9 protein-coding genes and 2 tRNA genes are annotated in these 12,630 nt (G+C 61.8%); 5 read left to right on the forward strand and 6 right to left on the reverse strand.

The window, feature by feature from the left end; translation table 11 throughout:
- Position 1: 1 nt before the first annotated feature.
- Positions 2-1,198 (reverse strand): efflux RND transporter periplasmic adaptor subunit, encoded by a 1,197-nt coding sequence (locus GPL20_RS02565; RefSeq protein WP_157327345.1) that lies wholly within the window; start codon positions 1,196-1,198, stop codon positions 2-4.
- 534 nt (positions 1,199-1,732) lie between these two features.
- Here GPL20_RS02565 and GPL20_RS02570 point away from each other — a divergent pair.
- The 3 genes from GPL20_RS02570 (at position 1,733) to GPL20_RS02580 (ending at position 4,309) form a co-directional block, all read left to right on the forward strand.
- Complete coding sequence (locus tag GPL20_RS02570; RefSeq protein WP_157327483.1) at positions 1,733-2,407, forward strand: response regulator transcription factor; 675 nt, start codon at positions 1,733-1,735, stop codon at positions 2,405-2,407.
- Complete coding sequence (locus GPL20_RS02575) at positions 2,404-3,816, forward strand: sensor histidine kinase (protein WP_157327347.1); 1,413 nt, start codon at positions 2,404-2,406, stop codon at positions 3,814-3,816. The genes GPL20_RS02570 and GPL20_RS02575 overlap by 4 nt, the downstream gene beginning before the upstream one ends.
- Before the next feature lie 172 nt (positions 3,817-3,988).
- Complete coding sequence (locus GPL20_RS02580; RefSeq protein WP_157327349.1) at positions 3,989-4,309, forward strand: hypothetical protein; 321 nt, start codon at positions 3,989-3,991, stop codon at positions 4,307-4,309.
- Between the two features lie 765 nt (positions 4,310-5,074).
- On the opposite strand, the gene tenA is transcribed toward GPL20_RS02580, so the two are convergent.
- From tenA to GPL20_RS02600, 4 genes are all read right to left on the reverse strand, one after another.
- Positions 5,075-5,749, reverse strand: coding sequence for a thiaminase II (gene tenA / locus GPL20_RS02585; protein WP_254125363.1), 675 nt, complete (start codon positions 5,747-5,749; stop codon positions 5,075-5,077).
- 491 nt (positions 5,750-6,240) lie between these two features.
- Positions 6,241-6,342: transfer RNA gene (locus GPL20_RS02590), tRNA-Ser, on the reverse strand.
- Between the two features lie 69 nt (positions 6,343-6,411).
- Positions 6,412-9,522 carry an efflux RND transporter permease subunit gene (locus tag GPL20_RS02595; RefSeq protein WP_157327351.1) on the reverse strand — a complete coding sequence of 1,037 codons (3,111 nt, stop codon included), beginning with the start codon at positions 9,520-9,522 and terminating at the stop codon, positions 6,412-6,414.
- Positions 9,522-10,622, reverse strand: a complete 1,101-nt coding sequence (locus GPL20_RS02600) for an efflux RND transporter periplasmic adaptor subunit (RefSeq protein ID WP_157327353.1) — start codon at positions 10,620-10,622, stop codon at positions 9,522-9,524. The genes GPL20_RS02595 and GPL20_RS02600 overlap by 1 nt, the downstream gene beginning before the upstream one ends.
- A gap of 205 nt (positions 10,623-10,827) precedes the next feature.
- Between GPL20_RS02600 and GPL20_RS02605 the strand changes: the two genes are divergently transcribed.
- Positions 10,828-11,406: a TetR/AcrR family transcriptional regulator gene (locus tag GPL20_RS02605; protein ID WP_157327355.1), complete on the forward strand. Its 579-nt coding sequence runs from the start codon at positions 10,828-10,830 to the stop codon at positions 11,404-11,406.
- A 32-nt stretch (positions 11,407-11,438) separates the two neighbouring features.
- Positions 11,439-12,290, forward strand: coding sequence for an alpha/beta fold hydrolase (locus GPL20_RS02610; RefSeq protein WP_157327357.1), 852 nt, complete (start codon positions 11,439-11,441; stop codon positions 12,288-12,290).
- Between the two features lie 253 nt (positions 12,291-12,543).
- Here the strand turns inward: GPL20_RS02610 and GPL20_RS02615 are convergent.
- A tRNA-Lys gene (locus tag GPL20_RS02615) sits at positions 12,544-12,619 on the reverse strand.
- Positions 12,620-12,630: the final 11 nt, after the last annotated feature.

The following is a 12,630-nucleotide window of genomic DNA, read 5'->3' on the forward strand; positions in this document are numbered from 1 at the left end:
ATTACCTCGCCCGGTTGTTCGGCTGGTCGGGGACGATTCCTGCTTCTCGATCCGCAGGCTTCCACGGCTCCGGGACAACCTCGCCGCCCGGGCGGACCTTCTGCACGCCATCGACGACGAGCCGCTCGCCGACCTTCAGGCCGGACTCGACGACCCATTCCGAGCCGAGTGCCTGCCCGAGTTCGACGTCCCGCGTCTCTGCAATCCCGCTTTCCGACACGAGGTAGACCTGCGCCCTGCCGTCGCGTGCCCGGGTTACGGCGCGCTGAGGTATGGTGATGGCGCCCTCGCGAACGGCCTGCGCAATGCGCACGCGAACATACATGCCAGGTAGCAGGTCGTGCTTCGGGTTCGGGAATACGGCGCGCAGGGTGACCTGCCCGGTGGTGGAATCGACGCTGGCGCTGGCGAACAGCAGCCGTCCTGCTTCCCGATAGAGGCCGCCGTCGTCGAAAACGAGTTCGACCCGGGCCTCTCCCGGCGCCGGGCTGGCGAGCTTGCCGTCCTCGACCGCGCGCCTGAGCGTGAGCAGGTCTTGTGCCGATTGCATGAAGTCGACATAGATGGAATCCACCTGCTGGATCAGCGCCAGATTCTGCGTTCCGTCGGCGGTGACAAGCGCGCCCTCGGTGACGAGGGCGCCGCCGATGAGACCGCTGATTGGCGCGCGGACCTCGGTGTAGTCGAGATTGATCTTCGCCTCGGCGAGCGCGGCTTCGGCCAATGCGACGTCAGCATCGGCCTGCGCGAGGGTCGCGGTCGCAGCATCCAGGTTCACGCCGCTGGTGGCGTCGCGCTCGTGAAGGGTCCTCTGGCGCTCGAACTGCTGTTGCGCATTTTGTCGAACGGCCCTCGCACGCCGCAGCGAGGCTTCGGCGCTCGCCAGGCGCACCTGGAAGAGCTTCGGATCGATGCGATAAAGGACGTCGCCTTCCTTGACCGGAGTGCCCTGCGTGAATACGCGGGCCTGAAGGATTCCGGAAACACGCGCGCGAACCTCGGAGATGCGCGTCGCGGCAACGCGGCCCGGAAGCTCGTTCACGACCGGAACCGGATGTGCCTTGAGTTCGATCACGCCGACTGCAGGCGGAGCCAGTTGTGCGACTTGCTGTGCGGCAACGCCACCGACGGCTAGCGCAAGGAGTACCGCCGCTGCCAGATATGTCGTCGCGCGCGGCAGAGCTCTGCTGCTGTACATTTTTCAATTTCCTTGAGTGTCAGCCAATTGCGGGCGGGGTTAGCTTTGGTCGGGATAGGACGTGCAGATCGTCCTGGTGCCCGCCAGGAATTCGGGTGGCTCGGCTGTGTCCACTGGTGGAAGCCGAAGAGTTCGGTGCAATAACAGCCGCTCAGCGCCAGGATTTGCGCAAAGCATTACCGAAAGATTACGCCGCGTGGCCCGCCCTCGCCGTTATGAGCTCGCGCGATGCGCTACGACGCAAGCAGCCTGCCCCTCCAGACGCGAGGATTGGGTCCAGATCACGTAATACGTCTGCAATCGACATGCGCAGGAGTCGGAGCGCGCTGCAACCCTCAACGGGCCGAGACGACCGATGCACGAGCAATCGCATGAGGTTGGCGGAGACGGGAAATGATCGATTTTCGCGGCTTGTGGCGTGCAGCTCGGGGGCGGCATCGGCATCCTGACCCGGCCCAGCCCCTTGACAGCCGTAATCCTATTGTAATGTTGCAGCCATCTTTCAACGCGGCGAGACCGCCGCAGGAGACCACATTGCGACTGCTTGTCATCGAGGACGATGGACAACTGGGACCTTGGCTGCAGTCGGAGCTGGCCGGCGCCCTCGGTGGCGCCGATCTCGTCACAACGCTCGATGAGGCCTTGGCGGCGATCTCAGTGCGTCAATTTGACTTGATCGTGGTCGACAGGCGCCTGCCCGATGGCGACGGCGTCGAGCTGCTTGCGCGGCTAAAGCAGTTGCAGCCGCGGCCCGGAGTGCTCGTTCTGACTGCGCTTGACGATCCAAACGACATAGCCCGCGCGCTGGACGCCGGGGCTGACGACTACCTGGCCAAGCCCTTCGAGCCGATCGAGCTGATTGCGCGCGCCAAGGCGGTCATCCGTCGGCTGCAACTGGATCAAAGAGGCAGGGTGACGGTTGCCAACCTGATGTTCGATTCAGCGTCGAGGATGGCTTACGTCGACGGTGAGCCGCTCGTCATCCCGCGGCGAGAGCTCGCGTTGCTGGAAGCGCTGGCGCGAAGATCCGGTCAAGTCGTATTGAGGGACACGCTGGAAGCGGCCGCCTACGGTTTTGATGACGAAATCCAGTCGAACGCGATTGATGCGCACATCTCACGATTGCGGAAGCGCTTGCGCGACAATGGCTGTCTGGCGAGCATCAAGCCATTGCGCGGGCTCGGCTACCTCCTGTGTGACACCAGATGAACCGCATCCACGGCTCGATTACGCTGATTGCCGCAGCACTCTTGAGCGCTGTAATCGGAATCATCCTGTTATGTGTGTTGACCCTGCAGTTCAGCTTTATGGGCGACGACGGCACCTTTGCGCGCTACGACGCCGCGGCGGCCATCAAGGCTGCCATTGACCGCAATGAGCGCGGCGAGCTGATCATCAATGAACGGGGGACGAAAGCCGCCAAGGTGACGCCCACGCTTCTGGAATTCAAACGTGATTTTTCCGGCTTTTGGTATGCGGTCTCCGATGGTCGGAGCGTGATCCAGTACGGACCTGTGCCTGTGAGGGTTCTGGCAGGCTTGGCCGACGAGCGAAAAAAGGAGTCGTTCTCCGAATATGCAGCGAGCGACGGATCGATGCGCCTCTCGCGTTCGGCGATCGTTGACCAAACAGATGCCGGCGAGACTCTGATCGAGCTTGGCGGAGCCACCTATTCGCGGTGGCAAATGTTCAAGAGCACGTTCCAGGATATGACGTACGTGACCATTCCCATCATCGTCGTGCTCGTTGGCACAATTCTGGCCGCAATCCTGATTGTACCAACGCTGATCGCGCGGCCCGTGCGCCGCGTTGCCGCCGCGGCCGAACTGGTCGACGGAACGCGCGAGGGCGTCCGTTTGCCCGAGGGGAGCGCGCCGTTGGAGCTGATCCCGATGGTCAGCGCTTTCAATCGGGCGCTGGATCGCATCGACGCGACGACGTCCGCACAACGCCGTTTTCTCTCCAATGCGGCGCACGAGTTACGCACGCCGCTGGCGCGGGTACGGACACGGCTGGAGGGCGTCAGCGACAAAGCATTGAAGACGGCGCTCGTCTCCGACTTGCAGTCTCTGTCTTCGGTCATAACAATGCTGCTGCAGCTCGCGCGCCTCTCCTCGGCGCGTGCCGAGGAAGCGGAAGTTGATCTCGTCGCAACGGCAAAACGGATCGCCGCCGAACATGCGCCTGGTGCGCTGGACTCTGGCGTCGAGATCGAATTCTCGGCACCGGGTGAGCCGGTCAGAACCTATGGGTCTGACCAGGCGATCGGGATCGCGCTCGCCAATATCGTTCGCAATTCGCTGCAGCATTCCCGAGAAGGTCAGCGGGTTTTGGTTGAGGTGGACTCGGCAGCGACAGTGCGCGTCATCGACCACGGTCCGGGAATCGCACCAGAAGACCGATCCGCGGTCCTTCAACCTTTCGTGCGCGCCCGCCAGGACGGTGAAGGCACGGGACTTGGTCTGGCCATTGTCGCGCAGGTGATGGCTTTGCACAAAGGTCTGGTGGCGATCGAAGATACGCCCGGCGGCGGCACCACGATCGTCCTGAGATTTCCACCAACTGAGACGCCGTCAATTCCGGCTCGCGACTGCGGACGCGAAAAGACGGCCGCCTGATCTTACTCACGCTGACTTTGTCGATCGTGATTGCGTTACATTCCTGACGACAGGACAACGCCTCTGTGACTGTTGCAGCGAAAGCGCTCACAGGACCACGTAATGCTATGGCAATGCTCCATGCCTAGCGTTCCCAGCGCGGCTAACGTCGCCTTCAAGAAGAGGAGTTCACATGAAGAAGCCAGTATTGATCGCAGCCGCGGCGGTGATCGTTGTCGCCTCGTTGTCGACATCACGTGCGCAGGCGGGCGATGGCGCAATCGCAGCGGGGATCATTGGCGGCCTCGCAGTCGGCGCGCTCGCCGGGAGCGCCGTCGCGAATTCGCATCGGGCCCCTGTCTATGTCTATGATGACACCCCGGTCTACCGGCCGCGGGTTCGCGTCTACAGGTATTACGAGGCGCCTTATTATTCCGGCTACAGCTATGAGTCCGGCTATGGCTACTCTTCCGGATATCGCGACGGCTACAATGACGCAGCGTCGGACTGGTGACCGCGACGGTGCCGCCGCGAAGGCGGACGGCGCCGTGAGCATCTGTTGCCAGGATCTCGCGATCGGCAAGCCCGTCAGTTCTTTCGAGCCTGACGGGCTTTCGACGTGCAATAGGGGGACGTTCGCTCTACCACAATGGCAGAACCGATCGAAACCACCCGATATCAAGTCGATCGAACTGATTTAGCTGAAAACCGGCTCGATTTCACTTCCCACAGATAGCACTGAGGTTCGCCGCAAGACGGGTTTGCAGATTCGCCCGAATTCGGCTGCTAACCGCGCGTGATGCCGCGGATGTTACCGGCCATGAAGGTGTGGCGGATTGCGAGCGCCTGGACCTGCTCTCACTTGACTGGTGATTGTAGGTCCATCGGAGGGATTGCCATGCGGTCAGGTCTGGTTCTGAGCCTTTTGATTTTTCTGTGTGCACCTGTCAGCGCTGCTATGGCAGCCCAGGTCCATCGGCAGCATGCAGCTGTTCATTCTACCCACCGTTCGACGACAGGGCCCGCTGCGGCTTGGGCCTATTCACCGGCACCGCCGGCCCGCGCTCGGCAGACTCCGCACTACGATGATCAACCAGAACCGGGTCATAATCCGTATGCGGGATGGGGTGGTTAGCACCGGCGTCATTGCCGCTGCACAGCCGCCACCCGCCATATTTCGGATGCTCCTTGCCGATCCGCGCCGACACCGGCCTGCCGCTTTCCGCGCGCCGCTCATAACGGTCTAGTTGCAGGTTCGAGTCCTGATAATTGCCGAGGGCTATTCAACAGGCTGGCCCACGCGCCATCCCATCTCCCAGAAGTCCGCCTCGAGTCGGGTGGCTTCCTTGAAGATCGCAATCAGCTCTGCCTCGCGGGCCGGCGTGGCGTAGAGATTGGCGAGATGCTCCAGGTGCGCCCGTGCTTTCGTCGCGACCTCCTGGTATGGGACACCAGCGTACTCGGCGATCCAAAAGTGATAGGGGTTTTTCGCAGCGTTCGCATCGGGGTGCGAGGCGAGCCGCGTTGCGATCTCCGCGTAGCCGATCACGCAGGGGGCAAGTGCCACCTTGAGTGCCAGCAGATCACCGCGCATTCCCGCGTCGAGCACGTAGCGTGTGTAGGCCAGCATCTCGACGGCGGGAGAGGTTTGCTCAAGGTCGCTCGCGGAAAGACCCCAACCGGCACAGAGCTTCACATGCAGGTTCATCTCTACGTCAAGAATAGCCGAGAGGCCGGCCGCCGCTTCACGCATGTCGGCAAGTTTGGGCGACTTGTAGACCAAGAGCGCGTAAGCGCGAGCAAACTCGACAAGGAATAGATAGTCTTGAGCAAGGTAGTGACGAAACGCCGCTTCGGGAAGCGAGCCGTCCGCCAGCCCGTTCGTGAAGGGATGCTCTGTATAGTCCCGCCACTCGCCGGATGCTTCTATCTTTAGACGCTCGAAGAAACCCACGATTTATTTTTTTCCCGGCTTGCTTTCCCATGAACGTCTTTGGCTCGCTACCGATAACGTAGCGAACCGGGCGGGGGTTGATCACTACACGTCGCCGCGATCAGCCGGCACCGAAATCGCCTACCGTTGCTTGCTCGGATTGTCGACACCGACCCGCGTTCTCTCGTTATCACCAACAGAAAGTACATGCCCTATCCCGATCCCCAGCGTGGAGGCCGCGCCGACAACGGTATGCGTTGTGGGCTTATGGTGCGCCCGGAGGCTTCACCGAGGCGCCGACAGCGATCTGACCGACGCTGAGCTGCGTGCCGCAGGCCGACACTGGTCATCGCGGCAGTTTGCCGACCTATGCAAAGCGTACGCGGAAACAGCTAATTTCGGGCACGAAGAAACGGCAAGAGGAAAGAACAAAGGCAGCCGGTTTGTCGGAATGGCCTTCGGCAGCTTGTCGGAATGACAACCGCGAGAAACCCCTAAGCTATTGAAAAGCTTGGTGGGCGCACCAGGGCTCGAACCTGGGACCCGCTGATTAAGAGTCAGCTACGGGTTGAGAACAATCAATGACTTGCCGGTCGCACCACCGTGCTTATCCCGCCGGAGACGAGCATTCGTCGCACGATCATCGTACGCGCTGGTAGATATTCGCCGGGCTCATGCCAAGTTCATTCGGCAGCCAATGCTGGTCGCAATTCCGGCTTCTCGCGCGAAACCTCGTGCATATCATCTGCGGTCGGCTTGATCCGAAACCACGCGGCATAAAGCGCAGGAAGGAACAGCAGAATGAGGACCGTTCCGACCGCGGTGCCACCGATCAGCGTATAGGCCATCGATCCCCAGAAGACGGAATGCGTGAGGGGAATGAAAGCCAGCACCGCAGCCAATGCGGTGAGGATCACGGGCCTCGTGCGTTGTACGGTGGCCTCGATGACGGCGTGATATTCATCAAGGCCGGCGGCAAGGTTCTCCTTGATCTGGTCGGTCAAGATTAGAGTGTTGCGCATCAGGATGCCCGCCAGTCCTATCAGGCCCAGAATGGCGTTGAATCCGAAGGGCTGGTGGAAGGTCAGCAACGTCGGCACGACGCCGACGAGGCCAAGTGGTCCGGTCAACACGACCATGGCCATCATCGAGAAGGACCGCACCTGGAGCATGATGACGATCAGCATTGCGGCAATCATGACTGGAAAGATCGTCGCCAACGCGTCGTTGGCTTTGGTTGCCTCCTCGATCGATCCGCCCAGCTCGATGCGATAACCGGCCGGAAGAGATGCGATCAGCGGCTGAAGGGCCGTCTTGATGTCCTTGGAGACCTCCGGAGGCTGGGTCGCCTCATTAATGTCCGAGCGAATCGTGACGACCGGAGTGCGATCGCGGCGCTTCATGATCGGCTCTTCAAGCTGGACTTCCGAATGACCGACCTGGTCGAGCGGAATGGCGCGGCCGTCCCGGCTCATCAATGAGAAATCCGCGAGACGCGACGGATCCAGCCGTTCGCCGCCGGCGCTGCGCGCCACGATGGGAACATTGCGGATGTCCTCGCGGACCTGCGTCACGGTGATGCCCGTGAGCAGGAACTGGAGTTGCCGGCCCACCTCCGCCGGCGAAAGGCCGATGAGGTTCAGTCGGTCCTGATCCGGAATGAAGCGGAGCACGGGCGTGCGATTACCCCAATCGCGATTCGCCTGGCGCGCATCGGGAACGCCACGCATGATACCGAGCGCTTTTTCAGAGATGGCGTACAATTCCGCGGGATCAGGACCCATGACCCGAAACTCGACCGGGAATGGCGTGTAGGGTCCGAACACAAGCTGCGTGACGCGCACATTGGCCTCAGGCGCAAGCCCCTGTGATACCGCCTGTCGGAGCCGGTGCTTCAATTCCTCGCGCGCTTCCGCATCCGGCGTCAGCACGACGATCTTGGCGAAGGCCGGGTCAGGCAGTTCCGGCGCCATCGCGAAGAAGAAGCGGGGAGCGCCCTGTCCGACATAGCTCGTGACGATCTTGGCCTCCGACTGACCGTCCAGCCAGCGTTCGAGCTTTGCGACGGTGGCAGTCGTCGTCTCGATGCTGGTGCCTTCCGGCAGACGAACCTCCACCAGCACTTCCGGGCGGTCGGAGGTCGGGAAGAACTGCTGCTTGACGCCACCCATGCCGGCGACGGAAAGCGCGAAAGCGATGGCGACGATGCCGCAGGTCACGAACTTGTGGCGCACGGCGAAGGTAATGAGCGCGCGCAGGCGCCGATAGTTTGGCGTACCGTAAATCGCGTGGTGACCGCCTTCGATCGGCTTGATCGCGGGCAGCATCTTGACGCCGAGATAGGGCGTGAAGACCACCGCGACGATCCAGGAGACGATGAGAGCGAATCCCACGACCCAGAAGATGTTGCCGGCGTATTCGCCGGCGGTCGAGCGCGCGAAGCCCACGGGCAGGAAGCCTGCGATCGTCACGAGTGTTCCCGACAGCATCGGTGCCGCAGTGTGGCTCCACGCATAGGCTGCCGCTGAGATGCGGTCCATGCCCTCTTCCATCTTCACCACCATCACCTCGATCGCGATGATGGCGTCGTCCACGAGAAGGCCAAGCGCCAGGATGAGGGCGCCGAGCGTGATACGGTCGAAGAACCGGCCGGTCTCCAGCATGATCAGGAACACGACAGCGAGCGTCAGAGGGACGGCAGCCGCGACGACGATGCCGACGCGCCAGCCCAGGCTGAGCAGGCTCACCAGCAGCACCACACCGAGCGCCATCGCAAACTTCATCATGAATTCGTCGACCGCCGAGGTGATGTTGACGGCCTGATCGCTGACCTTGGCCAGGGTCATCCCGAGCGGCAGTGTCCGGGAGATCGCTGCGGACCTCTCCTCCAGCGCCTTGCCGAGCGCGAGACCATTCCAGCCCTCCTGCATGACCGCCGCGAGCATGATGGTGGGCTCGCCCTGGTGCCGGATGAGGTAGGTGGGCGGATCCTCGTAACCGCGACGGACTTTGGCGATGTCAGAGAGTTTCAGCGTGCGCCCGGCAGCGACGATCGGTGTGTCGGCGATCGCCTGGACGCTGTCATAGGCCCCCTCGACCCGGATGAAAACCTGCGGCCCCTTGGTGTCGATCGAGCCTGCCGGTGTCATCGTGTTCTGCCGCTGCAAGGCGGCAACGATATCCGTTGCCGACACACCGAGGGTTGCCAGCTTGGGATAGGAAAACTCGACGAAGATCTGCTCGGGACGTTCGCCGAGGATGTTGATCTTCTTGACGCCTGATACGTGCAGGAGGTCCTGACGGATGACCTCGGCTTGCCTGGCGAGCTCCCGCATCGGCATGCCCTTGGCCTTGAGCGCATAGAGGGCGAAGCTCACGTCCGAATATTCGTCATTGACGAAGGGGCCGAGCACACCGGACGGCAGCTTGCGCGCTTCATCCCCGAGCTTCTTGCGGGCCTGGTAGAACTCCTCCTGCACGAGGGATGGTGGTGTGCTGTCCTTCAGCGTAACGGTCATGTAGGCATAACCCGGCCGTGTAGTCGTCTCCACCCGGTCGTACCAGGTCAGCTCCTGAATCCGCTTCTCCAGGGGTTCGGCGACCTGGTCCTGCATCTCGCGTGCCGTCGCACCCGGCCACACGGTCGTGACCGTCAGGGTCTTGATGGTGAAGGAGGGATCCTCGGCCCGTCCGAGCATGAGGAAGGCGTAGGCGCCTGCGGCCGCCAGCAAAAGCAAGAAGAACAGCGTTGCGGCCCGTTCACGGACTGCGATCGCGGAGAGATTGAATCTCATCAGTTGCCCCTGTCTTGAGAGGCTGTTCTGACGTGAGCGCCCTCCTGCAAGAGGTGTGCGCCCAGCGAGACAACCCGATCACCTGAGCTCAGCCCGGAGATAACGGCATTTTCGCTGGTCACACGCACAAGCTTGATGGGCTGAAAGTGTACGGCCGAGGTGCCGCTGTCGAAGACCCACACACCGGTCTTTCTGCCGTCATCGAGCACCGCTCCCAGCGGCACCTGGACTTCCGGCAGAGTCCCCTGGCTCGCAAGCCGAATGGTGACCGTCGCGCCAAGCGGTGCCGCCGCGGCCTCACCGTCGAGCACATAGCGGGCCTCGTAAGTACGGGTCTGGATATCGGCGGAATCCGACAACTGCCGGAGATGCGCAGCAAAGCGCCCATCGCTCCCATACAGGCTCGCCTCAGCGAGCGAACCAATCGTCGGCCGGATTGTTTCGGGAAGCGCCACCACAGCTTCACGAGGACCGGACTGTGCCAGCCGAACGACCGTTTGGCCGGCGGAGACCACTTGTCCCGGCTCGCCAAGTGTTTGGGTGACCGTTCCGTCCGCATCCGCCACCAAGACGGAGTATGTCGCCTGGTTCTCGGCGACCCCGGCTTCGGCTTCGGCCGCGGCGAGCTGCGCTTTGGCGGTGTCCGACGCGGCCTTCGCCTGTTCGTAGCGCTGTTTGGAAGTCCATCCGTCGTTGACCAGGTTGGCGTATCGCCGCTCATCCGCATCCGTCTGAATGACAGTTGCGCGCGCTGCGGCAACGGCGTTGCGCTTCGCCGTGAGCGCAAGGCGGAGATCGGTTTCATCGATCCGCATGAGCGGCTGCCCGGCTTTGACCTGCTCACCGACATTCACGCGCCGTTCGACGATCTTCCCGGCGACGCGAAAGCCGAGATTGCTTTCCACCCTGGCGCCGATGGTCCCGGTGAAACCGCGTTCAGATCCGCCGACTCGCGCGGCCGTCACCAGACGGACCGTCGGGGGCTCCTGCCTCGGGTCGCTGACCGCAGAGGCTTCATGGGCGGGAATCGCAAGAGCAACGAAGGTCGCCACCCCCGCCGGCACCAAAATACCGGCCAGCACCGCAATACCCCTCTTCATGACCCGTCTCCTCTGGACTTTAGATTGCATGTGACTTCTATAATCCATTTAGATGTCGATCGCAATCTATTTTTGGATGCTAACGGGAACGTGATCCCAATGCCATTGCTCCAAACGCTGCAAATCCAGGCCCAAGGGTTGATAGATTGCGTTCGAACTCTATATCGAATATAGAAGTCGAACGAAATCCAAATGGAGATCCACGATGCGAGTGAGTCGCACTCAGGCGGCCGAGAACCGCCAATCCGTGATCAATGTGGCCAGTCGCCTCTTCAGGGAGCGCGGCTTTGACGGCATCGGCCTCAAGGATCTGATGAAGGGCGCCGGGCTAACCCAAGGGGCCTTCTACAAGCAGTTCGCATCAAAAGAGGATCTGGCTGTAGAGGCGTCCAAGCGCGCGTTGGAGAGCGCGTCCGGCCGATGGTCAGACGCGGCCGCGGCACATCCTGACGATCCACTCGGCGCGGTGATCGCGTTTTACCTCAGTGGCGACCATCGCGGAGAAAAGATGGACGGCTGCCCGATCGTGGCACTCGGCGCAGATGCCGCCCGACAGGGCCCTGACGTGAAGGCGGAATTCGAAGCGGGAATCAAAGCGCATCTCGACGTGCTCGGGCGCTTTATCGCCGGCACCGGCGACGAGGCCTCGCGCGGCAAGGCCATGGCCATTCTCGCAACGATGGTCGGCGCGGTGACGCTATCGCGCGTCGTCAACGACCCCGATCTTGCTCAGGCCCTTTTGAATGCCGCGGCCGAACAGGTTCGCGATGTCGCTGCCGCTTGAAAGCGTGCGCCCTCAAAGCACGGAGAGATCGAATGCTCAGCATGACCGAAGCCAAACCAAGTTTGTTGAAGATAGCGGATAAGCTAAGCATCCGTTTTCAAAAGACCGGCAGCGGGCCTCCCCTGCTCCTCTTACATACGATCCGGACGCAGCTCGAGTACTTCCGCAGTCTTGCGCCCCTCCTCGCCAGATCGCACACGGTGTACGCCATTGATCTCCCGGGTCACGGCCACTCACCAATCGATCCGAATGCAAACTTCGACGAACCCTACTTCAGGCGAGCCGTCATTCGCTTCATCGAGGAGCTAGACCTCTCCAACGTGACTCTCGTTGGCGAATCGATCGGCGGGGCATTGGCCCTCACTGTGGCGGCGTCGCTTCCGCAGCGGATGAAGCGGGTCTTTGCGATCAATTCCTACGACTATGAGACCCGCTACGGCGACGGTATTCGACGCGGTAATTGGTTCGCGAACTTCATCATCGGAAGTTTGCAGATCCCGGTGCTCGGCGCGATCAATGCATCGCTCGAAAACAAGATCGTCCTCGGCAAGATCATGGGCGGCGGATATCACGACCCACGCAAGCTGCCGGCCGATTTGCTTGCCGAGTTCGACGAGGTAGCTCACCGCTCGGGATACAAGCGGGTCGCACGCAAGGTGCTGGCAGGTTGGCGCTCCTGGAGCAAGGCCCGCGACTACTATCGGCAGATCTCGGCACCCGTGACGCTCATTTACGGCGACAGCGATTGGTCTCGGCCAGATGAACGCGAACGCACACGGTCGCTGATCCCTGCCGCGCAGATGGTGACGCTCAAGAACACCGGCCACTTCTCGGCTGTCGAGACTCCGTCGGAGCTGGCTCGCGTGATACTGGCGACAGAGTGACGGCAAGGATCAACACAAGGGTGTTCGATCACGTTCGCCGTTTTGCTCGCCCTAGTATCCCTTTCTACGACGGGGGCGTAATCGACCTGTACCATCGCGTCTGCGCGCTCTAGCGAATGGGGTGATACAGAAGCAAAGAAAAAAGTCGCACAGCATTCCGACCGTGCGACGCCGGCCACGAAAAAGCGTCGCACGGGACGCGCTTTGTCTGCCGACTGAAATAGAAAAGCCCTGCATCGGCAGGGCCTTGGGATGGTGGGCGCACCAGGGCTCGAACCTGGGACCCGCTGATTAAGAGTCAGCTGCTCTACCAACTGAGCTATGCGCCCGAAAGGCGGTC

This window comes from Bradyrhizobium cajani (genome assembly GCF_009759665.1).
GTDB lineage: Bacteria > Pseudomonadota > Alphaproteobacteria > Rhizobiales > Xanthobacteraceae > Bradyrhizobium > Bradyrhizobium cajani.

Bases quoted from the DNA above. Each gene is read 5' to 3' on its own strand.
- GPL20_RS02610 (WP_157327357.1), top strand. From the start codon at position 11,439: ATGCTCAGCATGACCGAAGCCAAACCAAGTTTGTTGAAGATAGCGGAT.
- GPL20_RS02580 (WP_157327349.1), top strand. From the start codon at position 3,989: ATGAAGAAGCCAGTATTGATCGCAGCCGCGGCGGTGATCGTTGTCGCC.
- GPL20_RS02600 (WP_157327353.1), bottom strand. From the start codon at position 10,622: ATGAAGAGGGGTATTGCGGTGCTGGCCGGTATTTTGGTGCCGGCGGGG.
- GPL20_RS02595 (WP_157327351.1), bottom strand. From the start codon at position 9,522: ATGAGATTCAATCTCTCCGCGATCGCAGTCCGTGAACGGGCCGCAACG.
- GPL20_RS02565 (WP_157327345.1), bottom strand. From the start codon at position 1,198: ATGTACAGCAGCAGAGCTCTGCCGCGCGCGACGACATATCTGGCAGCG.
- GPL20_RS02575 (WP_157327347.1), top strand. From the start codon at position 2,404: ATGAACCGCATCCACGGCTCGATTACGCTGATTGCCGCAGCACTCTTG.
- GPL20_RS02605 (WP_157327355.1), top strand. From the start codon at position 10,828: ATGCGAGTGAGTCGCACTCAGGCGGCCGAGAACCGCCAATCCGTGATC.